The organism is Streptomyces europaeiscabiei, from assembly GCF_001550375.1.
GTDB classification, from domain to species: Bacteria; Actinomycetota; Actinomycetes; order Streptomycetales; family Streptomycetaceae; genus Streptomyces; species Streptomyces europaeiscabiei.
On record NZ_LRTR01000829.1, the window covers coordinates 62,953 to 87,876 of the forward strand.

The 24,924-nt window shown below is 67.8% G+C and carries 19 protein-coding genes and 6 pseudogenes; 10 read left to right on the forward strand and 15 right to left on the reverse strand.

The genetic code is table 11. The features are described 5' to 3' along the window. Window positions 1-25: 25 nt before the first annotated feature. The 3 genes from AWZ10_RS41545 to AWZ10_RS41555 all read right to left on the reverse strand — a co-directional run bounded on the left by AWZ10_RS41545 (window position 26) and on the right by AWZ10_RS41555 (window position 2,243). Window positions 26-1,057 (reverse strand): hypothetical protein, encoded by a 1,032-nt coding sequence (locus AWZ10_RS41545; RefSeq protein ID WP_060893677.1) that lies wholly within the window; start codon window positions 1,055-1,057, stop codon window positions 26-28. Window positions 1,058-1,173: 116 nt separating this feature from the next. Next, complete coding sequence (locus AWZ10_RS41550) at window positions 1,174-1,629, reverse strand: hypothetical protein (protein WP_240439442.1); 456 nt, start codon at window positions 1,627-1,629, stop codon at window positions 1,174-1,176. A 128-nt stretch (window positions 1,630-1,757) separates the two neighbouring features. After that, window positions 1,758-2,243, reverse strand: a complete 486-nt coding sequence (locus tag AWZ10_RS41555; protein ID WP_060893678.1) for a WapI family immunity protein — start codon at window positions 2,241-2,243, stop codon at window positions 1,758-1,760. A 519-nt stretch (window positions 2,244-2,762) separates the two neighbouring features. Here AWZ10_RS41555 and AWZ10_RS54675 point away from each other — a divergent pair. The 4 genes and pseudogenes from AWZ10_RS54675 to AWZ10_RS41565 form a co-directional block, all read left to right on the forward strand. Next, entirely contained in the window at window positions 2,763-3,500 is a 738-nt protein-coding gene (locus AWZ10_RS54675; RefSeq protein WP_244172727.1) for a hypothetical protein, read from the forward strand. A gap of 374 nt (window positions 3,501-3,874) precedes the next feature. Beyond that, entirely contained in the window at window positions 3,875-4,300 is a 426-nt protein-coding gene (locus tag AWZ10_RS54680; RefSeq protein WP_244172728.1) for a hypothetical protein, read from the forward strand. A 431-nt stretch (window positions 4,301-4,731) separates the two neighbouring features. Further along, complete coding sequence (locus AWZ10_RS52670; protein ID WP_162948226.1) at window positions 4,732-4,893, forward strand: hypothetical protein; 162 nt, start codon at window positions 4,732-4,734, stop codon at window positions 4,891-4,893. Continuing rightward, window positions 4,832-5,113 (forward strand): annotated as a pseudogene (locus AWZ10_RS41565) (transposase); the annotation flags it as partial. The gene AWZ10_RS52670 and the pseudogene AWZ10_RS41565, both read left to right, overlap by 62 nt. Before the next feature lie 57 nt (window positions 5,114-5,170). On the opposite strand, the gene AWZ10_RS41570 reads toward AWZ10_RS41565, so the two are convergent. From AWZ10_RS41570 to AWZ10_RS41580, 3 genes and pseudogenes are all read right to left on the reverse strand, one after another. After that, entirely contained in the window at window positions 5,171-5,644 is a 474-nt protein-coding gene (locus AWZ10_RS41570; protein WP_060893680.1) for a hypothetical protein, read from the reverse strand. 191 nt (window positions 5,645-5,835) lie between these two features. After that, window positions 5,836-6,708, reverse strand: a pseudogene (locus AWZ10_RS56100) (IS701 family transposase). Between the two features lie 284 nt (window positions 6,709-6,992). Next, entirely contained in the window at window positions 6,993-7,892 is a 900-nt protein-coding gene (locus tag AWZ10_RS41580; protein ID WP_046703194.1) for a GNAT family N-acetyltransferase, read from the reverse strand. Window positions 7,893-8,201: 309 nt separating this feature from the next. Between AWZ10_RS41580 and AWZ10_RS41585 the strand changes: the two are divergent. Continuing rightward, window positions 8,202-8,666: pseudogene (locus AWZ10_RS41585) on the forward strand (IS6 family transposase); the annotation flags it as partial. 56 nt (window positions 8,667-8,722) lie between these two features. On the opposite strand, the gene sigJ reads toward AWZ10_RS41585, so the two are convergent. Continuing rightward, the gene (gene sigJ / locus AWZ10_RS41590) at window positions 8,723-9,661 is read right to left on the reverse strand and encodes an RNA polymerase sigma factor SigJ (protein WP_060893681.1); all 939 of its coding nucleotides are present in this window, start codon (window positions 9,659-9,661) and stop codon (window positions 8,723-8,725) included. 273 nt (window positions 9,662-9,934) lie between these two features. Here sigJ and AWZ10_RS41595 point away from each other — a divergent pair, with 273 nt between their 5' ends. Both AWZ10_RS41595 and AWZ10_RS41600 read left to right on the forward strand, forming a co-directional pair. Beyond that, window positions 9,935-10,471: an allene oxide cyclase barrel-like domain-containing protein gene (locus tag AWZ10_RS41595; RefSeq protein WP_199845821.1), complete on the forward strand. Its 537-nt coding sequence runs from the start codon at window positions 9,935-9,937 to the stop codon at window positions 10,469-10,471. A 75-nt stretch (window positions 10,472-10,546) separates the two neighbouring features. After that, window positions 10,547-10,987: a YybH family protein gene (locus tag AWZ10_RS41600; protein ID WP_060893682.1), complete on the forward strand. Its 441-nt coding sequence runs from the start codon at window positions 10,547-10,549 to the stop codon at window positions 10,985-10,987. A 582-nt stretch (window positions 10,988-11,569) separates the two neighbouring features. On the opposite strand, the pseudogene AWZ10_RS41605 reads toward AWZ10_RS41600, so the two are convergent. Beyond that, window positions 11,570-12,025 (reverse strand): annotated as a pseudogene (locus AWZ10_RS41605) (IS701 family transposase); the annotation flags it as partial. 21 nt (window positions 12,026-12,046) lie between these two features. On the opposite strand from AWZ10_RS41605, the gene AWZ10_RS41610 reads away from it, so the two are divergent. Continuing rightward, window positions 12,047-12,529, forward strand: a complete 483-nt coding sequence (locus AWZ10_RS41610; RefSeq protein ID WP_244172729.1) for a hypothetical protein — start codon at window positions 12,047-12,049, stop codon at window positions 12,527-12,529. Here AWZ10_RS41610 and AWZ10_RS51085 read toward each other — a convergent pair. Further along, window positions 12,521-13,328: pseudogene (locus AWZ10_RS51085) on the reverse strand (IS5 family transposase). The gene AWZ10_RS41610 and the pseudogene AWZ10_RS51085 sit on opposite strands and share 9 nt — an antisense overlap. A gap of 78 nt (window positions 13,329-13,406) precedes the next feature. On the opposite strand from AWZ10_RS51085, the gene AWZ10_RS41615 reads away from it, so the two are divergent. Then, complete coding sequence (locus tag AWZ10_RS41615; protein WP_046703198.1) at window positions 13,407-13,754, forward strand: CU044_2847 family protein; 348 nt, start codon at window positions 13,407-13,409, stop codon at window positions 13,752-13,754. Window positions 13,755-13,759: 5 nt separating this feature from the next. Beyond that, window positions 13,760-17,893: an nSTAND1 domain-containing NTPase gene (locus AWZ10_RS41620; protein ID WP_060893683.1), complete on the forward strand. Its 4,134-nt coding sequence runs from the start codon at window positions 13,760-13,762 to the stop codon at window positions 17,891-17,893. Between the two features lie 46 nt (window positions 17,894-17,939). On the opposite strand, the pseudogene AWZ10_RS51090 reads toward AWZ10_RS41620, so the two are convergent. From AWZ10_RS51090 to AWZ10_RS41645, 6 genes and pseudogenes are all read right to left on the reverse strand, one after another. Beyond that, a pseudogene (locus AWZ10_RS51090) lies at window positions 17,940-18,103 on the reverse strand (aminopeptidase); the annotation flags it as partial. A 757-nt stretch (window positions 18,104-18,860) separates the two neighbouring features. Next, window positions 18,861-19,898, reverse strand: a complete 1,038-nt coding sequence (locus tag AWZ10_RS41625) for a MerR family transcriptional regulator (RefSeq protein ID WP_060893684.1) — start codon at window positions 19,896-19,898, stop codon at window positions 18,861-18,863. Further along, a complete protein-coding gene (locus AWZ10_RS41630; protein WP_244172730.1) occupies window positions 19,892-20,635 on the reverse strand; it encodes a HEAT repeat domain-containing protein in 744 nt (247 codons plus the stop codon). Before AWZ10_RS41630 ends, AWZ10_RS41625 begins: the two co-directional genes overlap by 7 nt. A 229-nt stretch (window positions 20,636-20,864) precedes the next feature. Next, a complete protein-coding gene (locus tag AWZ10_RS54690) occupies window positions 20,865-22,172 on the reverse strand; it encodes a hypothetical protein (RefSeq protein ID WP_244172731.1) in 1,308 nt (435 codons plus the stop codon). Window positions 22,173-23,170: 998 nt separating this feature from the next. Continuing rightward, window positions 23,171-23,497, reverse strand: coding sequence for a helix-turn-helix domain-containing protein (locus tag AWZ10_RS41640; protein ID WP_060893686.1), 327 nt, complete (start codon window positions 23,495-23,497; stop codon window positions 23,171-23,173). After that, entirely contained in the window at window positions 23,494-24,522 is a 1,029-nt protein-coding gene (locus tag AWZ10_RS41645; protein WP_244172740.1) for a tyrosine-type recombinase/integrase, read from the reverse strand. Before AWZ10_RS41645 ends, AWZ10_RS41640 begins: the two co-directional genes overlap by 4 nt. Window positions 24,523-24,924 lie beyond the last annotated feature (402 nt).

Sequence of the window (24,924 nt, forward strand, 5' to 3'; positions counted from 1 at the left end):
CGCGCTTCCCCAGGGGCACGACAAGCTACTGGATGCTCCAGCGGTGCGGATGCCCGGGCTCGTTGGGACAGGCGAATACGTTGAGCTCACCCCAGCGGCCCACAGTGATCTCCGTGGGCGTGGCGCAGCGGTGAGTGGGCTGGTTCTGGTCCTCCAGCGGTTTCCAGCTGCCGCTGCCGCCGTCCCATTCCGAGCTGTCGATGGTCAGCAGCAGGTGCATCGGTGCCGTGCAGGTCAGACAATCCATGGGATACGGGTCGGTCGAGTGCCAGGAAGCGAAGCCGCCCACGTGCCAGCCGGGCGGGATGGACAGGTCGTACTGGTAGCCGAGCAGCTCTGTCGTGCTTTCGTCCGCCGACTGTTCGGCTTCCTCGTCAAGGGCTTCCTCCCAGGCGTCGATCCGGGCGCACAGTTCTTCCGGCAGAAGGCCGGCAAACGGGTAGGTGACCACCTGCTCCGGGTGCAGCACACAGGGCTCGGGCACGAAGCCGTCGGACCCGACGACCAGCGGCTGCGGCGGCGCGGTCAGCACCTCGCCGACCTCCCACGACCGCCGCCAGCGCAGGTGCAGCTCCAGGTCATACCGGCCCGGGCCGTGCGCGTTGAAGGGGCACCAGAACACTTGAAGTAGATCGCAGTCGCCCGGCCCAGCCGGCAGGTCGGGTACATCCCGCCTGTACAGCTGCGCGAGGCCGATCATCGGCAGCGGGTCGATCTCGGATGCCCCGGGGATCCGGTGCTCCTGGTGCAGCTCGCCCAGGAGCTCCCGTTCCTCGTCCGTCGGGCCGGGAGCCTGCTCGCGGGCCCACGCGGAAGCCAGAACCTGCCGATAGCGGTGGATGTCGGCCGGGCGTCGACCACGCCCACGGCTGTGGGCCTCGCCGCACACCGGCCACGGCTCGTCCGCCGGCCACAGCATAGGACCGCCCACGGAACTGGCCGAATGGTCTGGTCTGCCCGGCCGCGGATGGAGCCGAGTTGTCGTCCCCCGGAAGGCCGCCAGTTCCGGGAAGAGCGCCTCGACATCGAGAGGGCGCGGGGGCGTGGTCCTCGTCATGGACGCGACCTTAGACGCCTGGCATCCCCGGTCACCGAACACCCACGGCAGCTACGCCCCCGCACTGGCGCTGTCAGAATCCGTTCTCGTGGAGCAGAGCCACCCAGGCGGCTGCGTCACTGCTCATAGGCGGGTGGTGAACCGGCCGTCGGGTAGTTTCCGCAGCCAGCCGCGGTCAGTCTGACCAGCTTCCCCCGCAGCGGTTCCAGCTTGGACCGCACACTGACGTCCACTCCCAGCATCTCGCCGACCTGCCGAGTCATGACCGGTCCGGCGGCCTGTCGCGCGGCGGCGAGGATGCGCTGGTAGTCCGGCGGAAGCATGGTCTCCTCCACGCCCGGCTCGCGGTGCGGGATCAGCATCACCGCTCGGCCGCCCACCTGCCCAGGAACTGGCGCGGTCGAGGCGCGTTCGTCGGCGAGCTGCTCGCTCACCCGCTCAAGGACACGTTCGGCGACGGCGAGTTCGTCCCGCTCCGCCCGTATTTCCGCCAGCTCCTTGGCCAGCTGTTCCTCGAGTTCGTCCAGGTCCGCGCGCCGCGCGGTGATCCGTTCCAGCAGCTCGGGATCCATGCACCGGATCGTAGAAGACTCCCCGGGCACTGCGAGCAGGAATCAGCGGTACGGGGAGTGTCTGGTGCCGCCCCGGCTGAGGTGGATCTTGCGTAAATGTACGTCGGGTTATCGCTCATGAACGGTGATCAGCGGGGCGGGAAGGAAGCCAGAGCGAGGTCCCACTGATCAGCCGCGTGAAGCAGCGCCGCAGCGTCCATCCTGACCTCCACGACGTACTGGTGGATGCCAGCCCGGTCGTCACCCTGCTGCCACGGGGGCGCTGCCTGCAAGGACAGATGAATGCGAATCACCGCGGCTCCACCTTCGCTCCGACCGGCGAGACTGAAGGCCACGAGCGGCTCAATGAACGAAGCGCCCGGTGACAGCTCGCCTTCGGCATCAGGTTCGGTTACGGCCACCGCCCCCGCAGCCACCGCGCGCAGCCACACGGCCACCCCGCGTGCCTCATGGGTGAGCAAACACGGATCGACGAACGACCAGCTGCCCTCCGGAGTCGTCACTGTGCCAGCAATGACCAGCCAGTTGTCGTCGAACGAGTCACCCCGGACCGCGGCGAACTGATAGCGCACGGGGCGGAGATCGACACTGCTTGCGGGATCATTCAGGAGCACCGAGTCAGAATGTCATGTGCTGAACAGGCACTGCCAGTGAGTTACGTGCTTGGCCAGCAGGACGGACTGCCTCGCAGCCCAGGTGCACCGGTCAGAGCACCCGCCTGGACTGACTTCCGTTTCAGAGACAAGCGCGGCTCCGTCAGATGATCTCGTCCGTGCACTCCCGCCCACGACCAGCGTGAGCACCCCGAGAATCAGTCACACCAGCCCTTTGACCTGTGACTTCAGGTTGGCGAAGACTCATCCGATCTCCACTCCTGCGGTTCGGGCCGGCGCATCGTTCGGCGACGTCGTCTCCGTGACGAACTCCTTGCTGTTCGCGGGCCGGGTGACTGCTGCGCCTGGCCGGTCGCCCTACGGTGCGGGCCCGGCCCTGTGGACAGAGGCCGTGCTTCGGCAGGGTGCTGCCCATGACGTCGGTCACGGACAAACCGCTCAGCCGCTGCCTAGTCGAGGCAGAAACGGACACCGATCGTCGGGGACCGTCAGGCGACGGACAAGGGGTGCTTTCTCACGGTGGTACCGGCCCGTGCGCAGATCCGCGTACGGGCGATGACCGCCGACCCGGCCAGCAGGCCGGAAGAAACCGAGGACACCGTGCCCGCCGACTTCACACCCGACCCCGCCCACGAGCCGCGCGCCACCGACGACCAGGCGCCCGGCGGGCACCTGGACCAAGCGCAGCCGGCCCCCTCCATCACCCCCTCCACGGCCACTTCGCCCGCCGGACGCGTATCCGCAGGTCAGCCCCAACGGACAAGGTCCCTCGACGCGTTCGACAACCCTTCTAAGTCTTCGAGCCAGACATGGAAGCCCACCCGCACCCGAAGGAAGGAAGTGCTGAAGGCTCTCGGGATCTTCCAGAGGGCTACCGCCGATCAGCTGTGGCGGATGCTGCGCCCCGGCGACTCACACGACCGGATCACGAGGGACACCCTCAACGCCCTCAAGGAACAGGGCAAGGTCCGGGTGGAGACGCGTCTGGAGTGGGGCCATCAGCTGTGGGTGCTCACCGAGCGAGGACACAAGGAAGCCAAGCAGCTGCTGCCGAAGGACGTACGGATCTCCGCGCTGCGCAAGCTTGAGTACGACGCCGACGGCGAGCCGGTCGAGGTGACGGCTACGACGAACACGCCGCAGCCGTCACCTCGACCGCCGCCGTACTCACCGGGGCCGGGTTCGGCACCCCGCTCTCCTGGCAGACCGAGATCGGCCACAAGCTCCCCTACGGCTACACCCAGTACGCCGACCTGACAAAGCGCGCCCCGGACGCCGGAGTGCCCGCGATGCTCCTGGAGGTCGACCGCGTCAACGAGCCCGTCGACGACCTGGTGGCCAAGCTGCGCCGCTACACCTGTGGTTCGAGCTCCTGGCACCGAAGGCCGACAAGGACAAGGCGCGGACGGCCCGGGGCGCGGCGGTGCACGCCTTGAGGCTGTGGTCGCGGATCTACCTGGCGCCCGGCCACGAGGGCTACGTGCCGGTGGCGTTCGTGTTCACCGGGAAGACCGCTGCGCAACGCGCCAGCCCGGATCCGACGCCTGGAGCAGACCGCCCGCGCCTACTTCGCCGGCGAGCCGTACCCGGGACAGGCTGCAGGCATCACGGCCGTCGACTACCACCAGGCGGTGCCCGTGGTCGTCACCGAACTGGAGCGGATCACCGCCGACCCGGCCGGCGCCGCGGGCCCGGTGTGGCGCAGGCTCGGGCGCGATGAATGGCAGACGCTCCTCGAGGCCCTGGACAACCCCGACGGCGACCGGCTGTACGCGGTGCAGTGGGAAGAGGCCCGCCGCCGCCAGGCAGAACGCGAGGCGCAGCGGCCGGTGTGCACGCGCTGCGGGAACAAGTTCACCGACGATCGCTGGCAGTTGACCCGGCAGTCCTCGTGGCGCAGTGAGAGAGACGACCTGTTCGGGCCGTGCGCGCACGAAGCCGCCGACCGCGCCGAAGCCGACCGAGTCGCGCGCCGCCAGGCGGAAGAGACATCCGCGCGCGAGGCGGCTGAAGCGGAGGCGAAGAAGAACCGCCGCCTGTTCGGACGCCGCCGCTAGAGGCCCACCCTGACTCCGCGGCGGCCGGGGCAGAAAACACGGCTCCATCCGGCCCGGCCGCGTACGGCTGGCCGGCGGCCGCCTTGTCACCACCGGGCGGAAACGTCGGCACAGATCATGGACGTCACCATCGAGGGGGAAGAACGCGGTGAGCAACCCGCTGCTGCATCCGGACGGCTGGCTCGTGCTGGGGCTGCCCTGGCCGGAGCAGACCCAAGACGGCTGGGGAGAGTGCGCCCTGGCCATCGCCCCGCAGACTCGTCAGCAAGGAGGCCGGCACCGCGCTCGACCTCGCGACCGGCCTGGCCCGCGACCCCGCCGACGGGCCGGGCAAGGCCGTCTTCTTCTCCGACGTCACCCTCTGGCTCGACAAGCAGGGCAAGGACTGGGGAGACCTCGGCATCGACTACGAGGCCGTCATCGACGAACTCGTGAAGGCGCCGGTGCCGCAGCTCTACACGACGCTGATCCAGAAGGCCCACGCCATCCTGTGCGACGCGAGCCGCGAGGGCCTGCGCCTGTACTACAACCGTGCAGGTGGCGCGGGCTGTGGCGGCATGGGGCCCGTATCCGTTGGCGATGCGGGTCCGTGACGAGCTTGGCGAGTTGTTCGCGGACGCCGAGTTCGCCGAGGCGTTCGGATCCGGAGGGCGGCCGGGCTGGTCACCGGGCCAGCTGGCGCTGGTGACGGTGTTGCAGTTCGCCGAGAACCTCACCGACCGGGCGGCAGCGCATCGGGTGCGGTACGGCATGGACCTGAAATGCAGGCTCGGCCTGGAGCTGGATGATCCCGGGTTCGACGCCTCGGTGCTGCGGGTCGGGAAGATCACGGGCTAGATTCCTGGACCGTACATAGTGGGTCCGGCGCCCCTACTTCGCGCCGGGGTCCAGCAGCTGGCGGATGCGCTCGTACTCGGCCGCCATCTCCGGCGTGGCGAGGAAATGGCCGAGATCGGCGGACACCTCGTGGTCGACGTCCTCGATGGAACGGACGGCGAGTTCGTAGAGCTCGCCGCGCCGGTTCTGCTCCAAGTAGCTCTTCCAGTGCGCCAACGCGCTGATGGCAGTGAGGACTCCGGTGTCCAGATCGTCATCGACCAGGATGCCGTCATCGATCGTCGCAAGCGCGTCGTGCAGCTCGGCGGCGCTGATCGTCAGGACGTCCACGCAGGCGGTGGTGAGTGCCGCCCGGGCGTCTTCGGTGAGTTCGTCGTCGGCCGCACCGCGCAGCAGCTCCGGCCGCACCAGACGGGTGACCGTCTGCTCTCCGAAGGCACGAACACTGCCCTCGGTGGCTTCGACGATCAGCCGGAGAATGTCCGCCTCAACTTCGCTGTAGTTCACGCCCGCAGCCTAAAGTGTCGGCTCCGAAAGTCCTTCGGGGGTTGGCTCCGGGGCTGGTCTTGGGGCCCACCGGCGTCCGGCCGGGACAGCGTGCTGTCCCGGCCGGACGCCGGTGGGACACTGCCGTTCGTGTCCGGGTTCGCGAGGGATACGACGTACTACCGGTAGTTCGTTAAATTCGGCGGTAGAGGTCAATGTCGTGTCCGGTGGTGACCGCGTCGATCAGGGTTTGGAGCTCGGAGGGTGGGTCCTTGTCCGTCCAGGCTCGCCATCATCGGTTGAGGGTGATGGCGGGGGTGAGCTAGGAACGGATGGCCCGTAAGGCCCTGGGCCAGCAGGGCTGTTGGGGCTGGTGGTGTCCGGTTGGTCCCCCTCTCTGGCCCCTCGTCGGAGCACAGGTCCGGCGCGCTGGCGCCCAGGGGCCTGGATGGGGTGAACCACTGATCCCAGCAGAAGGAGAAGGCGCAGTTGACCAGGGTCTGGTGGCGGCGGATGGCGCGGTCGGAGCGGACTTGGAAGTCGGCCCAGCCCAGTTCGTCCTTGATCTGCTTGTAGCTCTGCTCGATCCACGGCCGCAGGCCGTAGAGGCGCACGATCCAGCGGGTAGTACACGCGGCCCTCGGTTCACACCGTGGTCACCGTGACGATGCCGTTGTCGGTCTTGCCCAGTCGGCCCAGCCACTGCCGGCCCACATTCGCGGACGCGGTTCCGTCCTTACGGTCCCCGGAGTCGTCGATCACGATGACCCCGCCGTCGTGCGGAGCCGTCGCCGGCTCCTCGCGCAGCAGTTCAAGCCGCCGGTCGTTGATCTGCTCGGCCTCCCAGGGCGACTCGGACAGGAAGAACTGCAGCCGCTGTATCCCCGGCTTCCCCGCACCGGCCACCGGCTCCGCCCCTGCCAGGCAGGTGATCGTCTTGTTCCGCTCTCGCGGCGCCAGCAGCGCCGCGTCAGATACTCACGAAAACCACGCCGCTGGGCCAGGCTGAAGAAGAGGTCGTCGAACTGGGCCGCGTAGTCCTCCAGCGGCCCCGGCGCAGGCGGACACGGACGGCAAGCGGTCATCTTCAGCCCCCAGCACGGCAGTTGGCCCCTATCACCGGCCTACGACCAACTCGACCCGTCGTCAACCCCGCCGGATTTGAACTACCGGTAGTACTCCAGCTGTAGATCGTGATCTTGCTGGTGGGGCTGGTCCGAGAAACGGGTGCGTCCATCGTTGATCACCGTGAGGTACGTGGTCTGACGGCGAGATGGTGGCCGCTGGCCACAGCGCAGATCCCGAATGTCGCTGACAAGGGGTCCGGATCTGCGCTCGGACCGGACCCCTCAGCGCGTGCTACTCCTCGCTAGGCCGCTTGGCCCGCCGGGTGGAAGTTGATGCGTTCACTGATGACGGGGAAGCCAGCCTTGGCAAAGTTCGCGGCCATGGGGAAGTTGCCCTGGTCCGTCGCTCCGCTGACGAACTCCGCGCCCTGCTCGACGAGGAGGTGGGTGCACTCCGCGAGGAGGTCGTAGGCGTAGCCGCGACCGCGCTGTTCCGGGACGACTCCGATGAAGCCGATGGTCGGGCCGGAGGGGTTGTGGGCGGGGATGTGGATGCCGGCCAGGTCGCCCTCCGACGTGTGCGCGATCTGCCACCACTCCCGTGGGGAGGGGCACCAGTGGAAGAAGTCGAGTTCCTCCCGGGCGGCCTGGTCGAGGCCGCCCTCTTCGATGGCCCTGAGCGCGTGGGCGTCCAGGGTGACGGAGTGGATGCGGCGCAACGCGTCGAAGAACACGGTGTCGTCGGGTTCGGCGCTGAAGCGCAGGCGTCCGGGCCGCTCGGGCAGACCTCGCTCCGGGGTCCAGCGGTACAGGAAGCGTTCCACCAGGAGTTCGTACCCTGCGGCTCGTGCGGCGGCGAAGCGCGCCTCGGCGCCGGCGCGCAGGTCGGTCTTTTCCCGCCAGCCGCCGGGCAGGTTGATCTCGAGTTCGACCTGCCAGGGAGCGGAGCGCAGGAGCTCGGCGCCGGCCTCCTCCTCGCCCTCGGCCACGTCGAACCAGTTGATGTTGACGGGCTCCGAGTCGTCGGGGCCGCCCCACCACGCGCCGCGTGCGACGACCTCGCCGTCGCGCAGGGCGACGCGCTTCCAGTCGGGGCGGAACTGGGTACGCCGATGGCCTTCACGGGCGCCCAGGGGGTCGGGGAGTGCGTCGAAGAGATGAGCGTCGCTCGCGGAGAGCGCGCGGATGACCGGATCGGTCATGGATTCCTCCGGGATACAGGCTGCTTGGAGCGCTCCCGGTCAGAACTCACGAACCACGCCGGGACAGCGGAAAGAGGGAGCGCTGGAAAGGTGTGAACCGCACGGCACTCGCCTCCTTCCAGCCATCTCAGGGCGTGGAGCCACACACTAAGTGATCTACCGCGGGCCCGTCCACGGATTTCCTTACGCCCTGACCCGCGATTGATGTGGTCAAGCGTTCCCGCGGCGGTTGAGTTCGAGCGGGCGCTGTCACGTGGGCTGGGCGGGTGAGACGATCGCCGGGTTGATCATGGTGGAGGGGGATCGTTCGTGGGGAGCGCGTCGCTGTCGTACACGGGTCACCGGTACCCGGTCGAGGTGATCTCCCACTGCGTGTGGCTGTACTTCCGCTTCCCGCTCAGCTTCCGTGAGGTCGAGGAGTTGACGCTCGAGCGCGGGGTGAGCGTCTCCTACGAGACCATCCGCCGCTGGTGCATGAAATTCGGGCAGCAGTACGCCCATTCGCTGCGCCGCCGCCGGCCCCGGCCTGGGGGCAAGTGGCATCTGGACGAGGTCTTCATCAAGATCAACGGTGAGCGGAAGTACCTGTGGCGGGCCGTCGACCAGGACGGCAACGTCCTGGACATCCTCGTGCAGAACCGCCGGGACAAGGCCGCGGCCCGGCGCTTCCTGCGCCGTCTGATGAAGAAGACGAGCGCGGTGCCGAGGGTGGTCGTCACGGACAAGCTCCGCTCCTACGGCGCCGCCCATCGCGAGGTCGCCCCTGGCCTTGAAGGTGTTCCGCTGCTGGGCGGCGGCTGTGAGCGGACCGGACGGTAGGTAAACACGCCTCAACCCGTCGTCCAGCGATGGAGCTTCTCGGGGTTGCGTACGACCCAGATGTGCTTGATCCGGTCGTCCGCGACCTCGAACGCGTACACCGACACGATGACGCCGTCCTGCTGGGCCACCAGACCGGGCTGACCATTGACCGTCCGTTCCAGGAACGTCATGGTGTCGGGCTTGCGACGGGCGATCTCTCGCCAGACGTGCGCGATCTGCTCGGCGCCTTCGATGGGGCGTGGGAAGGTGATGGCAAGGCCACCGCCGTCGGCGATCGCCGTAGCATCGGGGTCGAGCAGGCCGATCAGGGCGTCGATGTCCTTGGCCTCCCAGGCTTGCTTGAAGTCCCTGACGACGGCGGCGCGTTGGGCTGCCGAAGTCGTGGGAGACTGCGCGGCCCGGATGCGGCGGCGGGCCGAGGAGGCCAACTGGCGGCATGCCGCCGGGGTACGGCCGACGATCTCGGCCACTTCGGCAAACGAGTGGCAGAAGACGTCGTGCAGGATGAAAGCGACGCGTTCGGCCGGGGTCATCGATTCGAGCACGACCAAGAAGGCCAGATTGACCGACTCGTCCAGGGTGACCCGGTCGGCCGGATCGGCCGCCGCACCGTCCGCCGGCCCAAAGATCCACTCCGAATTCTCGGGCAGTGGCTCTGGGATCCATTCGCCCACGTAGGTCTCTCGCCTAGCCCGTGCCGAGCCGAGCAGGTTGAGGCAGATGCGACCGGCGACTGTCGTCAGCCAGGCGCCGGGGTTCTCGACGGCGTCCTGCTGCTGCCGAGACATGGCGTACCAGCGGGTGTAGGTCTCCTGGACGGCGTCCTCGGCCTCGGCCAGGGAGCCCAGAAGCCGGTACGCGCGATTGATCAGTTGGCGCCGCTCGCTCATGAGCGCGTCCAGGCGCGGATCGGGCAGGCCGTGTCCTGGCTCGGATCGGGTGCTCATGGTGCCGAAGGCTCCCTTCGTCGTATCTACCCTTACCGGTTCGACAACACAGCCCCGCGGAATGTGAGGCGACGCACCAGCCTCACATTCCGCGGGGCTGTGTTGTCGAACCGCTGAGACGAACACATCGCCCAGCGAGACGTTGGCGCTCAGCTCGTCGGCGTACCTACCGGGTGCTCCAGGGCCGGCCACGAGGTCGCCCCTCCGGCGCCCGCTAACCGGCAACGCCCACCAGGAGCAGAAACTGCTTGAGCAAATGAGGAGGTTTCCATCATGGTCACCAGAAGACTGGGATCCGTCGGCGTGCATGACAGGGAACGGACGAACAACAACACACGAGCGTCGCTCACAAAACTCTTCTCCATTTCGCTGGTTACCGCTTTGGTCGGCGTCTTTTCCGTAAATAGCGCAGACGCCGATACCCCGGAAAGGCGACAAGTCGAGGTCCTCGAACTCAAGGTTCAGAACGATCAGTACGCGTATACCGATCTCGACCCGAAAGGGCCGAGCCTGGGTGATACGTACGTCTACTCCGGCACCGCGATAAAGGACGGCCGCAGTGTCGGACACGGGGGCGGGTCGTGCCAGGTCATCCACATCAAGGGCGACGAACTCACGACCCAGTGCCTGATCACGATGGAACTTAAGCGCGGCTCTCTGACGATGCAGTCGCTCTGGGGGAGCGGAACGAGCTTGCTCGACATGGCGATCACCGGCGGTACGGGCGACTTCCGTGAAGCGCGGGGCACCGTTCGCTACTGGGACATCGCAACGCCGAAAGAGAGGGTGCGGGCCGAAATTCTGCGCTGATAGGTGGAGCGCAATCCGCAGCGCGGAGCGTGTGAGAAGCCAAGGTTTCACCACGAAAGGGAACGTGAGGTCGCGATGCCTACGCAACGCGAGATGGACGAAGCCGAGATCCGCCGGCAAGTCGACATGATCGCCCAGGGACTCCAGGCCAAGGATCCCGGGGGCCTGAAGACGCTGTACGCAACGGACATCGTGTCCTTCGACATCGAGCCGCCGCTCCAGAGTGTGGGGATGGAGGCGAAACTCAAGAACTGGGCGCCCGTGTTCGCGTTCTTCGAGAGCGTGACCTACGACGTTCGCGAGCTGACCCTCACCGTGGGTGATGACGTGGCCTTCGGGCACGCCTTTGCTCGTCTCAGCGGCACGCTGAAGGACGGGACGGCGATGAGCGGTATGTGGGTCAGGGTCACGTACTGCTTCCGGAAGATCGACGGGACCTGGCTGATCACGCACGACCAGGTCTCGGTGCCGTTCGACATCGCGAGCGGCAAAGGAGCGGTCGACCTCGAACCCTGACAGATCACGGGAGTTCGAGCAATACCAGGCAACTGTCCACGCTTTGCATCGAAATTTCTCTACGCGGGCCGGGAGTTCCGGACCGAACTATGTGGTGCACCCCACCGACCGCGCCGGCGCCGTCGTCGAGGCCGGCGCAATCACTGAGAGCAAGGAGTTCACGTCCGTCGGAGCCGTAGGAGTAGCCAGTGTCCATGGATCAGGCGGACCCCGTCGTGGAAGTCGCCATCGCCGTTCGGGCCGGCGACGACGCGGTTGATCCACTCGTCCGCCGTCACCGGAACCAAGGTGGCTTTCGCCGATCCGATACCTGCCTTCCGGGGACACGGAATCAGGCCGTGCTGGGGGGTGGGACCCCTGCCGAGAACGGTGCCAAGATCCAGAACTCATGTACGTGAGGTCAATGAGCACCGACCCTAGTACTGCAACGGTGCTTGTTCTGATTGCTGGACAGTTGTCATGGGCTGTGTCCGCGTCGTTTGTAGTGGCTGATGCGGGCTTGATACTGGCGTCGTCGTCGCCAGTGTGACCAGTGCAGGATGTCGTCGACCGGGGTAGGGCGGCGGCCGGTGAGGCGGGTGATCAGGCGTCTGATCTCGGCGAGGCTGAGGTGGATGAGCTGGGAGGATCCGTTTCTGCTTTGTCCGTGTCCAGCTCTCGGGCCCGCAGGACGGTGAGGCAGGCGTGGGCGGCCATGGCCAGAGTCATGTGGCGGTGCCAGCCGGGATAGCGGCGGACCTGGTAGTCGTCCAGGCCGCATTCCTGCTTCGCGGTCTGGAAACATTCCTCGACAGCCCAGCGGCTGCCTGCGATGCGGATCAGCTCGTCCAGCGTGGTCTGGGCGGGGCAGTAGGCGATGTAGTAGGAGATCTCCTCGGGCCGGCTGACGCTGCGGCGGGCGAGAACCCAGTGTCGGCGGTCCTCGCGGTGCCAGGGCCTCACCTCGACGCGGGCCCAGTCGTAGATCCGCCGGCCATGGGCTCCCTCGCCGCAGGAACGGCGTTTCCACTTCTGCCGGGGCAGGCCGGGAAACAGCTCGAGCTGTGCAGGGATACTGCTGTGGTGCTGTTGACGTGGATTGCTGAGGTGGCGGACGAGCCTCTGGTGCTGGAGCCGGCTGACCGGCGGGTGGAGTGGGAGACCAACACCTGGTCGCTGGGTGCGGCTGACGAGGACAGGAGTTCGTTGTCCGTCGCCGAGGTGGTGGCGGCCTTCGAGCGGACTGCTGCTGCCATCCGGAAACGCATTCGCGATCTGCGCTTCTCCGGGGTGGCGACGTTCTATGTGTGGCACGACAAGCAGGCAGGACAGCTTCGGTGCTCGACCGGTTCTGTGCCCCCGGATGCGTTGCCGTTCAGCGGTACCTATGTGGCTTCCGACGACCTCGGTCCGGTCGCCGAGGGATTTCTGGCCGACAGCGAGCCGGGCTTCATCGCCTGGTCGGACCTGGACGACGTGCAGTGCCTCTCGGGGAAGACCGAGACCGAGCCGGAGATCTTGCCCTTCGCTGTCTGGGTCAGCAGTGTCGGAGCTTCACGCTGACTGGTCCTGCTTGTCCGCACGGACGAGTCGGCGGTGGCAGATGAGGGCTGCGGCTATGCCGGCGAAGGCGAGGAAGTGTTCTGCCTTGCGTTCGTAGCGGCGGTGGAGCCGACGGCAGCCGGCGAGCCAGGACGCGGTCCTCTCAACAACCCATCGGTGGCGGCCGAGCCGCTGCGAGGACTCGACCCCTTTGCTGGCTATGCGGTGGCGGATGCCCCGCTTGCGGAGCCATCGGCGCAGGTGGTCATAGTCGTAGCCCTTGTCGGCGTGCAGCTTTGCCGGGCGGCGGCGACGGGGTCCGCGGGGAGAACGAATGGGCGGGATGCCACGCACGAGCGGCTGAAGGCCCTGGCTGTCGTGCATGTTGGCAGCCGAGATGCCCAGCGACAGTGGGAGTCCGTTCCGGTCCGTGATCAGGTGAATTTTCGATCCCAGCTTGCCGCGGTCGGTCGGATTCGGTCCGGTCAGTGGCCCTCTTTTGCTGCCCGGAGGCTGACGGAGTCGATCGCGCACCGTGCCAGTCGAGCTCGCCGCGGGCGCCGAGTTCGTCCAGGACGACGCGGTGGAGCCTTGCCCAGACGCGGGCCCGGCTCCACTGAGCAAACCGTCGGTAGACCGTCTGCCAGCTCGGACCGAACACCGGTGGGAGCTGCCGCCAAGTGCAGCCCGAGGTGGCCACGAAGATGATCGCGGCCAGCGCCTCGCGGTCACCGGCCCGCCGCCGGCCACCACCCTGCGGACGTATCACCTCCGTTGGCGGCACCACCCGCCGAAACAGCACGTCACACGTACGGCCCACTCGAAGATGCGATACCTGCCGGTCCTTGCGGATGCTGGGTGTCCCTGGAGAGCACACGCGAGAAGCGGAGGAGGCGTTTTGGCACCTCTGACCCGGATCGCGCTGGACGACGGGGGCTACCTGCTGGTCGAGCAGTCGGCCGTGGGGGACGGGCCCGTGAAGGCCGGCCGCGTCGGCGATGCCGTGCGCGAGCTGCCGGGAACTCTGCAAGGGGCACTGGAACCAGTCACCGAGGCCGCCCGCGCCACACTTGACCAGTTACGCAAGGCCCGGCCGGACGAGATCACCGTCGAGTTCGGCGTCGACCTCGCGATGGAGGCCGGAGCCGTGATCACCAAGAGTCAGGCCAGTTGCCACCTGAAGGTGACCATGGCGTGGAAGAGTGACGGCGCCGGCCACCCGCACGTGGGCGAGAGTACGGGCTGATCCCGGTGACCGGCGCGGAGAAGGAGCCGGGCGACGGCTTGGCGGCGGACCTGCTCCCTGCCGTGGCGCAGGTCCTCGGGCCCGACGGGGCCGTGGCCGGGGCGGGATTCGTGGTCACCTGTGCGCATGTCGTCGCGGCGGCCGGGGCCGGGCCCGGTCGGACGGTCTTGTTGGCTTTCCCCCACGTGGACGGCGCGGTCCGGGTGGAGGGGCACGTTCCGGCCGAGCTGTGGCGTGCCGCCGAACGCGAGGACGTGGCCTTCATCCGGCTGAGCACCCCGTCGGCAGGTCTGCGGACGCTGCCGCTCGGCTCCGCAGAGGGGTGCCGGGGTCACCAGGTGCGCTCGTTCGGATTCCCCGCCCAGGCTCCTCCGGAGGGACACTTCGGCTTCGGCGTGACTGGTGATCTACTGCCGAGCTCGGACGGCAGGGGTGCGCATCTTCAGCTGACCGCCGCCAACGACCTCACCACCGGGTTCAGCGGCGGACTCGTCCTCGACGAGGTGACCGGCCTGGTCATCGGCATGCTCACCGAGATCACCGCCCCCGACGAGTACGAACGAGGACAGGGCATCGCGTACGTCACTCCGACGCAGGTGCTGCGGGAGATCCTCCCGGGGCTGGCCGAGCGGGAGGTGTGCCCCTACCGGGGGCTGGAGCCGTTCACGGTGGAGCATGCGCGGTGGTTCCAGGGCCGTCAGGAGGCGGTACGGCAGGTCGTGACGAACCTCGCCCAGCAGCGGCGGCTGACCCTGTTGCTCGGGCCGTCGGGGTCGGGCAAGTCGTCGTTGCTTCAGGCGGGTGTACTGCGGGCGCTGGCCGCGGGGGAACTGCCGGGCAGTGACCGGTGGTTGCCCGTGCTCACCCGGCCGAGGCAGGACATGCTCGCGGAGATCGAGCGAGCCGGGCTGCCCGGGGCGGCCGAGGACGGGATCGCGGCGGCGGTCGGCCGGAGGCTCGCGGCCGAGCCCGGTGGTGAGCGCATCCTGGTGATCATCGACCAGTTCGAAGAGCTGTTCACCCAGCCGGGCAATGGCCCGCAAGGGCTCCAGCTGACCGTCGCCGACCAGATCACCACGGCGGTCGGCTCCCATGCCCAGCTCAGCGTGATCCTGGTCATGCGCGACGACTTCTACCCTCAACTGGCGGCCAAGGAGCCCGGGTTGCTGGAGGCCGCGATGCCCGGACTCCTCAATGTGCCGGGTACCCTGAGCCGGCAGGACCTGCACGACATCATCACCTTGCCCGCCCTGGACGTGGGGCTCCGTTTCCAGCCGGGGCTGCCGGAGCAGATCATCACCGACGTCCTGGCCACCACGCCCGAGGCGGCGATCACCCGCGAGGCACCCGTCACCGTGCTGCCCCTGCTGGAGATGACGCTCAGCCAGCTGTGGCTCCGGCGGCAGGACGGCTACCTCACCCACGAGGCGTACCGCCGCATCGGAGCGGTCAGCGGAAGCGTGACCACGTGGTGCGACAGCGCCCTGAGCGATCTGTCCCCCGAGCAACGGGCCATCGCCCAGCGCGCGCTGACCTCGCTGGTGCATCCCGCTGACCCCAGCCACAACATCACGGCCGTCCGCACGCAAGTCCCCCTTGGCGAGCTGCGCGAGCTGGCGGCCGACCCGGGCGACACACCCGACGGCGAGAAGACGGCCGTCGACGAAGTCATCGCCGCCCTAACGCGCCATCGCATCATCACCACCCAGACACTCCGGGCACCGCAGCGCCCCGGCGCTCCTTCAGGGGAACCGGTGGCCGAACTGATCCACGAGGCCCTGATCCGAGACTGGGGCGCGCTGCGGGCATGGGTCGATCAGGACCACCGTTTCCAGGAATGGCTCGAGCACACCCGCGAGAGGCAGGCCCACTGGGCAGCGGAGAAGGACCCGGGGGACCTGCTGGGCGGGACAGCGCTGGCCGAGGGCCTCGAATGGTCGCGGCGACGCCGGCTGCCGGCCGAGATCACGGCGTACCTCGACGCCAGCAGGCAGCGCCAACGGGCCTCCATCCGCCGCAGCAGGCGGCTCAATGTGATCCTTGGAGGGCTGCTGGCTCTTGCGCTGATGGCGGCGGGGGGTGCGATCTGGCAGTGGAGAACGGTGATCGATGCGCGGGAGGCGGCGTTGTCGCGGCAGCTTGCCGAGCAGTCAAACGAACTCATCGGCACGAATCCCGAACTCGCCTCGCTGCTGGCCGTCAAGGCGTACCGCAGCAGCCACACGACCGAGGCCGTCGAGAGTCTGCGAAGCGCTGCCGCCCTGCCTGTGCATCGCCGCTTGTCCGGACACACCGACGAGGTGCGTGCAGTGGCGTTCAGCCCCGACGGCCACACGCTCGCCACTGGTAGCGCCGACAAGACAGTACGCCTCTGGGACCCGGCCACCGGCAAAACCCGCACCACACTCAAGGGACACACGGACCAGGTGACATCAGTCGCCTACAGCCCCGACGGCCACACGCTCGCCACCGGTAGCGCCGACAAGACAGTACGCCTCTGGGACCCGGCCACCGGCAAAACCCGCACCACACTCAAGGGACACACGGACCAGGTGACATCAGTCGCCTACAGCCCCGACGGCCACACGCTCGCCACCGGTAGCGCCGACAAGACAGTACGCCTCTGGGACCCGGCCACCGGCAAAACCCGCACCACACTCAAGGGACACACGGACCAGGTGACATCAGTCGCCTACAGCCCCGACGGCCACACCCTCGCCACCGGTAGCGCCGACAAGACAGTACGCCTCTGGGACCCGGCCACCCACAAAACCCGCACCACACTCAAAGAACACACGCAGCCGGTGACGTCAGTCGCCTACAGCCCCGACGGCCACACCCTCGCTACCACCGACGGCTACGACACTCGCTTGAGGCACGCTGTCACCGGCAAGTCTCACACCACGCTCACGTACGAGACGGCGCTCATCATCACCTTCAGTCCCGACAGCAAGACCTTCGCCACTGCCAGCGATCGCATCGTACGGCTGTGGGACGCAGCAACCGGTTCGCCTCGATCCACCCTCACCGGGCACGCCAACGTAGTTGTTGCCCTGGCCTTCAGTCGGGACAGCCGATCCCTCGCCACGGCAGGCCGTGACAAGACGGTACGGCTGTGGAGCGCGGACACAAGCGAAACGCGCACCACGTTGGCCAAGCACACCGACACGGTGGCGTCCATGGCCTTCAGCCCCGACGGCCACATCCTCGCCACTGCAAGCTACGACGACACCGTACGTCTTTGGGACCCGGCCACCGGCAAAATCCGCCGCACACTCGAAGCACACGATGGCGATGTGAACGCGGTGGCCTTCAGCCGAGACGGCCGCACCCTCGCCACCGCAAGCGAAGACGGCACTGTGTGCCTGTGGGACCCCGCCACCGGCAAATCCCGCCACACACTCAAAGGACACGATGGACAGGTGTGGACGGTGGCCTTCAGCCGAGACGGCCGCACCCTGGCCACCGGTAGCGCCGAGGGGAAAACAGCACGCCTGTGGGACACAGCCACTGGCGAAACCCGCACCGAACTGACCGGGCACAACGAGTCGGTTAGCGCGGTGGCATTCAGTCCGGACGGCCGCACCCTCGCCACCGGTAGCGCGGATTCCACCGCAAGGCTCTGGGAAGTGGCCACCGGCAAGACCCGCACCAGACTCACCGGGCACGACAACTCGGTCTCCGCACTGGCCTTTAGTCCTGACGGCCACACCCTCGCCACCGCAAGCGACGACGGGACAGCGCGCCTGTGGGATACGGCCGCCGGCAAATCGCGCGCCACTCTGACCAAGCACACCTACGCAGTGACGGGTGTGGCGTTCAATCCTGACGGGCACACCCTCGCCACCGCAAGCTACGACGGAACCGTACGCCTGTGGGACGCGGCCACCGGCAAGGCCCGCACCAGCTTCGTCGGCGCCACCGAGGGAGTGAGCGCACTGGCCTTCAGCCCAGACCGCCGCACCCTCGCCGCCGCCGGCTATGACGGGACAGCGAGACTGTGGGACGTCGGGACCTCCGTCAAACCCGCCCAAGCGATCAAGCAGATCTGCCGCACCTTCAACCGCCCCCTTACCTCCGACGAGCGCGCCGCCTACCTCCCCGACGAATCAGACGCATCCGTCTGCCCGTCCGACTGACGGCGGGCCTTCCACCGGACCCGCCGTCAACACCAGCCACCTCACCTCACGGCCGCAGCTGCGGCTCGCGTTCCACGTCCCGCACGTCGAGCTTGGCCAGGGGCCTGGCCGCTGACGGGTTCTCCTGGACCGCGGCCGGGGCGGCCCCGGCCCGCTCCAGGCCTGGCTGTGGCCAGGGCCTTCTGGTCGGGGGACCAGGCCGGCCACGTTCGGCGCCGTGGTGCGAGCTCAAGACGTCACGAGGTTCGTCGAGCCGCACTGGGTCAACTTCCACCTCCTGCCCGAGGATGTGGACCAATCACCACCGTGGTCCCCATCGATCCCCAACGACACAATCCCCTGCGGCGACGCGGGCTTCGAGGCCGTGGCGCCCAGCATGAGTGGTCGGCGGGACCACATGCGTCCCAGACAAGTGGGCTGTCCGGCGGCACGCCCGGCTGACGGCCGCGTCGAAGGCCCGGTGCTGCTGCACTACCGCAGACGCCGTGCGCGGCACCCGGAAGCAAACATGCGCGTCTCCGCAGGGCCTTCCACCGCCGCCGGGGTGTTGCAGGGTGACGGCGATGATGTCGGGTCCGTGGTCGTCGCCTGGGCGCGGGTGAGCGCGTTCTACGAACGGGCTGACCCGGACGGCGAGGTCCTGGCTTTGGCCGGGGGGCCAGGGCTGCGGGTCGCGCAGGGCGGCGAGCAGCGCGCGGAACTGGTCGACGGCGGCCTGTCTACTGGTGAAGGGGCAGTTTTCCAGGGCTGCGCTATTCGGCCGCCTGGAGGATCGACGTATGAGCACCGACCCTCTGCCAGCGTCCGGGTGGCAGAGGCGCTCACCCGGCGATTCCCGGGCCGAGACGCACCTGCGGTGTGCACACACTGCCGTCCAGCTATGCCCGTGACACCTTCTGCCTCCCAGGCGAGCCTCTCGTGAAGCGCCTTGAGAGGCCATGGCTGATGCCTCGTTCAGATCGCGCTTTCAGGAATGCTCGTCAGCTTGGTCTTCGAGGGACCTCTCTTTGAGAACTCCGACAAGGGCTGAGGCGACGAGGGCGACAGCGCTGTCGTCGTCGTGGGCCAGTCGGCGCAGGACCTCCTGCGCGGTGGTTCCCGCGAGCTCGACCAGCGCCTGAGTAAGGCGGATCCGTGTCACGGAGTCCGCGGTGGGCGCGGCCAGTTCGTCGACCAGGGCGGTCGTGATCCAGTCCGTGCACCGGGGGTCCAGGGATAGCGTTCCCAGAACCTCCGCCGCGTCCACGTCGTTGGAGCCCTCCACCACCATGCTGACGAGTGTGGGCACGGCCGCGGCCACGCCCTGCCTGCCCAGAGCCAGAGCAGCGTGCCTGCGCACCGTCGTGTCCGGGTCCCCGAGGGCGTCCGCGAGCACCGCGGTAGCACCCGGAGCCTCTGGCAGCTCGGCGATCGCCAGCACCGCGCGCCGCCGGATGTCGGCGTCCCCCGAGTGCGTGCCGGCGTACAGTGTTGCCACACCATCGCCGCCCGATCGGGCGAGTGCCCAGCGCAGGGCGCCTGCGACGTGCGGGTCTGATTCGGTCAGGACCGCCCCAGCCAGCAGGTCGGCGGGTACCGACACGTCCTCCGGCCGGGCCAGGACGGCCTGCTGTCTGCGCGCGGCGCTGGGCGAGTTGAGTTCCCGCATGAGTGCGACGATGCGCAGCACTCCCTGCCAGTCGGTGGGCGCCGACGCGTCGATCGCACGGAGCCGCTCGAGCAGCTCCTGTTCCCGCGCCAGGCGGTCCTCAGTCCGCCGGATGAGGTCGCTGACCAGGGCGGACGGCGTGAAGGCCGGGTCCTCCAGCGCGCGCCCGATCTGCTTGAGCGAGAGCCCGAGGGACCGCAGGCTCTCCACATGGAAGATCCTGCGGACATCCTCGGCGGAGTACTCGCGGTAGCCACCGCCAGTGCGGCCTGTGGGCCGCACCAACCCCAGGGCGTCATAGTGCCGGAGCATCCGGGTGCTCACCCCGGAGCGGCGGGCCACATCGCCGATCAGCAATCCCCGTCCTCCGATGCCTCTGCAGCCTTCGCGGCCTCCATCGACTCGGTCGTCTCCGCGGGCTCGGCGGCCTCCGAGGTTTCGGTGCCTGCCGACGCAGCCGCGGCGGCAGCGGCTCGTTCCGGACCGAGTGCGACCACTCGCTTCGCCTCGTCGAGGGCCACGTCGAAACCGGTCTCCGGGTTCTGCCGGAGCAACTCGGTGGCACGGGCGTGCGCGGCCACCGCCGGGTCGGAACTCTCCGCGGCCCTCTCCAGGGCCGACCTGATCACGTCACCGAGGTCGGCCAAGGCCCGGCTAAGACTCAGCTGCACAGTGCGGTCGCCACGGCCGAGTTGCAGAACCAGTTCGTCGGCCAGGTCCTTCTCCTCGCCCTCGGGCACGAGGACGACCGCGACGCGCCACGCGGTCCGCGCGACCTCGTCGTCGGCGTCGCGCAGCATGTCGCGGGTGATCCAGGCCCACGTGCTCTTGTCGCCGATCTTGGAGAGCGTGTGCAGCGCCTGGCTGCGGGCCTGGGTGCGCTCGGAGTCGATCTCCTGGCGGATCAAGGGCAGGGTGATCTCCGGCGAGAGGCGGGTCAGCGCCCAGGACAGCATGTCTCGTACGAAGAAGTCCGGCTCGACCGCGCACCGCTCGACGAGCGTCTCCAGAAACACGGGGTCGGGGTTCGAGCCGACCGCCAGGGCCGTCTGAAGCCGGACCGACGAGTCCTCGGCGCCCAGGGCGTTGGTCACACGGGTGTTCTGCGGGGTTACGTCGGTCGTGTTGATCGGGACCACCTCCTGCGCCCAAGTGAAAACCTTGTCACCGTGTCAAGGTCAAGTTAGTGGCCGGCGAATACGGCGGCGTCCTGGTCACAGCGCGGCGTTCAGGGCTGCGGGTTCTTGCGGGCGGTGAGCATCGCGCGGAACGCGTCGACGGCGGCCTGGTCTACTGGTGAAGAGTCAGTGTTCCGACCATGTGTTATTCGGTGGCTTTCCGGGCCGCCAGGTAGTCCGCCCAGCTGTCCTGCGCCAGTACGGCCCACTCGATCGCGGTGCTGACGTGGATGCCGAAGAGGTCGCTGGCGACGATCGGCGGAAGATCAGCGGCTATGGCGATCATCGCCGTGTTGTGTGCGGCGAGAGTCGGCAACCCGAGCCCAAGGAGTTGCATCGCCAGTCCGTGGGGGCGCCGAGGCTGATGTACCAATGGCCCGGGGAAGAGGAACACCGGTCCGCTGCCGGGGGCTGCTTGCAGCATGGAGCGCGTCAGGGGGCTGGCGATCTGCTGTTCGATGAGGCGGGCCAGTGTCGGAGGAAGTAGGACGGGTGCCTTGTCGAACGTGATGTAGGAACCGTCCTGATTGCGCTGAAAGCAGTCCGTCGTGAGGTGAACGATTCGGGTGACCGGTAGGGCATAGAGGCGGACGAATGCTCCTGCGATGCGGACGTCGAGAGGGAGAGCCTGGTCGGTGAGGCACCGAAGGAGTTGGTCATGGTGTTCGTCATCGTCATGGAACACGCTCGGTTGCGCTCGCGGTCGCGTGGGGGCTTCAAGCCGGTGGGTCAGTCGGCGGGCGTTCGTCCAGCGTATGAATGCGCCGATTGCCTTGCGGCGGGTCGGTGGGGCTGTGACCAGCCACAGTTCGAGCTGGGGCTGAGTCAGGTCCGCGAATGCGAGGTCGTTCGCGTCCAGCCAGGCCATGAACTCGATGGCCGTTCGGATCTTGCCCCGGTCCACGCCTGCTGTGGACTGGAGATAGCGGCCTCGGGAGGATCTCCGCCGGGCCTCGCGCACGATGGACCACTCGGCAAAGGGGCGGATGATCCGCAGATGGTGGGCTGGGAGGGGTTCGAGAACCTGGGGGAGCCAGATCTCCAGGCGGGCCAGGAACTCGTCTCGGGTGGGCAGGATCTGTGTGGTGACGAGGATGTTCCGGACCGCGCGTGTGTCGTGGTCTTGAGGGAGGTCGTCCAGCAGGTCATGAGTGATCTGAGCCTGGCCTGCGGCCAGGCTCACCAGGAGCTGGCCACCGCTGCGGCTCAGCCAGTTGAGAACGGAGCGGGGGGAAGCGGCCGAGATGAGTGCTTCCGCCAGCGGGACGAGTTGGGGGACAAGTTGGTCGTTCTCACCGCTGAGGAGATCGTGAACCCTGTCGCTGGCGACGCACCGCGTGCAGCATCCGTCGGCGTAGATGTCGCCGGGGTAGTTGCAGTGTCGGCAGGCGAAGTCGACGTCGATGCCCCAGCAGGGGCCGCATGCCTCGCCGCCGGCTTCGGTCGATCCCACCAGCACCCGAGTGGTGCCGCAGAGTGCGCAGGCGGCCGGGTTGCGGCGTCGACGTCCGTAGCAGGTAGGGCAGAGCTGACCGGCCGGCCAGGAGGCCAGGCTGCGGTCCGTGCGGCCACAGTCTCCGCACTGGTGCAGTCGACGAGGACGGCAGCTGTTGCAGCGGAAGGCTCCGCCCACCTCCCGGACGTGCCTTCCCCGGCGGAAACGGCCACAGGCAGTACAAACGCCTTCGATGACGCGACAGGTTTCGCAGAGCCCGGGTTCGCCGCTCTCGCCACGCTTCGATATGTGGCGGAGCTGGCCGCACTTCCCGCACACACGTTCCGGTGCGCGGTAACAGCGCTTGCAGACGGGGCCCTCTCCTTTGGGGTTGGCATGTGCGGGTCCGGTGACACCACACCGGACGCACTCGTGCTCCGGAGTTCTGAGGCAGCCGGAGCACACCAGGACCGCGACCCCGTTCCTCTTTCGTCTGGCGTGTGTGCCGTGCCGGCCGCACCCCGCGCACGCGCCGACGAATTGTGCCTCCTGGCGGTAACAGCGGTTGCAGACCAACCCTTCTGGTCGGCGGGCGATCATCCGCCCGTTCTGGCCGCAGCGCGCGCACAGCTTCGCCACGTCCCGTTCGGAGCACCAACTGCAACAGCGTCCCTGCGAAGACAGGCGGTCGAGTTCGCGGGTGGATTCGCCGCAGATGGCACAGCCAAGTGGGGTGATGCTGTCGCCGTGACCGAGGGCTTGGAGGTGCTGAAGCAGACGGGGCAGGGTTGCCGGGCAGTGCGGGGAGGGAGCGGTCAGCGCGGCGGGGTTCTCGGTGAAGTGGGCATCCAGCACGCGTGCCGCCTGGGAGGACCAGGCCTTCACGTGCTCGAGAGCCGACTGAACCTGTTCCGCGGTCACGGCCGGACCAACCGTTTGGACAACTCGGGCGATCAGTCGTGCTCGCGCCTCGGCGAGCTCGCGCCTGCGGAGGTGCGGGGCTGCCGCAGGACGTCTCATTTCTTCCCGGGGCGGCGAACGACGCTGCGAGGTGCGGCAATCGGCGTCGCCCCCGCCTCGCCGTCCGCGGTCTTGCGGAGCTGGGCGTTGACGACTTCCGGCTTGATCAGATCGTTCGGTGTGCAGTCGAGGATGTCGCAGAGCGCCACGAGGGTGTCCATGCTCATCCGTTGCGGAGGCTGCGTCACCAGACGATAGATCTGCTCGCGCGAGAGGACGATACCCCGCTCCGCGAGCAGGGGCACCAGGTCCGAGGTCTGGAACATCTGCCGCTCGGCCATCAGCTGCCGCAGCTGCCATTGGTAACCCATTTTCTTGATCACGGTGTCACGTCCCAGTAGTCGCCCAGCCGGTTCTTCATCGAAGCCTCCAACAGTGTGTTGCGGAACTCGTTCGAGACCCCCATGTAGATCGCCGTGGTGGAAGCATGCGAGTGACCGACCTGTTCCTGGACGAACCGCGCGGGGTAGCCGAACTCGGTCAGATGCGTGATGTAGGAGTGCCGGAGACAGTGCAAATCGAGGTCTTCGTCGAGGCCAGCGTCTTGACGAGCGGTGACGAACGCCTCGTTGATCGACCGGGGCGACAGCCGTCCGACGCGTTCGGTCATCCACAGTGCCGGGTGTCGGCCGGGCGAGAACTGCGGGCGCACCTCGGTCAGCCAGTGCTGCAACGTCTCAACGATCCAGTCCATCTCCGGGATCGTCAGGACCGACCGCCGCTTGGGTGGTGCCCCCTTCTTGGACTTGCCGAATCGCACCATCAGGGTGCCGAAGTTCCCGAACTGCGGGGCCTTGCGGTTTCGCCGCAGGTCGGTCAGGTCCAGGCGAGAGGTTTCGGTGCGACGCGTTCCGAAAGCGTAGACAGTCTTGATGACGGCGGCGTCCCGTAGCGCGCCCAGGGCTCCCTTACGGCCACTGGCCCGGATCTTGCCGGGCCGGGCGTCCAAAGCATCGAACAGGGCCTGGACCTCGTCGTAGGTCAGCGGCCGTCGTCGTGGATCGCCTTCGTACTCGACGGTGTGGAGAACCGAGTTGCCCTCGTGGAACACCGCCTGCGGCGCTTCCCCGAAGCGCTCCAGGCAGGTGTGCCCCCACCCATAGCGGGCGTCCAGCAGGTACTCCATAAACAGGCCGATCGTGACCTCGTACGTCCGGGCCGTGGACATCTGGATCGGTTTGACACCGCTTCGCAGGTGGGCGATGAACGCCTCGCCTTCAGCGGGCGACCACTGCCATGGGTACTGGCCGGAGAACTCCTCGAAGCGCTCAAGTAGGCGTATCCGCGGGTCGATCGTCGCTGATCTCAGGAAGCGAGCCGACTGCTGGCGTGCCCAGCCCTCAAGCATCGCCTTGAACACGGCTGGGCCGGGGTCGAGATGTACGACGTTCCCTGCCAACACGAGATGAGCGGATCCCGGCGCTTGAGTACTCATAGAGATGTTGTATCAGATGCAACATTGTTGAATTTGCATGCTAGGGTCCTGGTCAAGGACCTCGACCCGTCCAGGCCCGACCGAGGGCATGAGCCCCCGGCCGGGGAAAACGGCCATTCTCTTACGTCGCGCGGTGTTGCATCAGATGCAATTCATCCCGCTCCTCGAGGCTGAGGGCGCCGGGCGCGTGGCCGCAGCGGCGGAAGAGAACGCTTCATCGGGTGGCTTCATGGGTGGAGCTGGGGTGCGCGATGACGTTGGCGGCGTCTTGAGCACGCGCGGCAAGTGGACGCGTAGGTCCTCGACTTCGACCTC

Coding starts and splice junctions, on each gene's coding strand:
- AWZ10_RS41545 (WP_060893677.1), bottom strand. CDS start 1,057: ATGACGAGGACCACGCCCCCGCGCCCTCTCGATGTCGAGGCGCTCTTC.
- AWZ10_RS41550 (WP_240439442.1), bottom strand. CDS start 1,629: ATGGATCCCGAGCTGCTGGAACGGATCACCGCGCGGCGCGCGGACCTG.
- AWZ10_RS41580 (WP_046703194.1), bottom strand. CDS start 7,892: ATGACCGATCCGGTCATCCGCGCGCTCTCCGCGAGCGACGCTCATCTC.
- sigJ (WP_060893681.1), bottom strand. CDS start 9,661: ATGAGCACCCGATCCGAGCCAGGACACGGCCTGCCCGATCCGCGCCTG.
- AWZ10_RS41595 (WP_199845821.1), top strand. CDS start 9,935: ATGGTCACCAGAAGACTGGGATCCGTCGGCGTGCATGACAGGGAACGG.
- AWZ10_RS41600 (WP_060893682.1), top strand. CDS start 10,547: ATGCCTACGCAACGCGAGATGGACGAAGCCGAGATCCGCCGGCAAGTC.
- AWZ10_RS41645 (WP_244172740.1), bottom strand. CDS start 24,522: ATGCTTGAGGGCTGGGCACGCCAGCAGTCGGCTCGCTTCCTGAGATCA.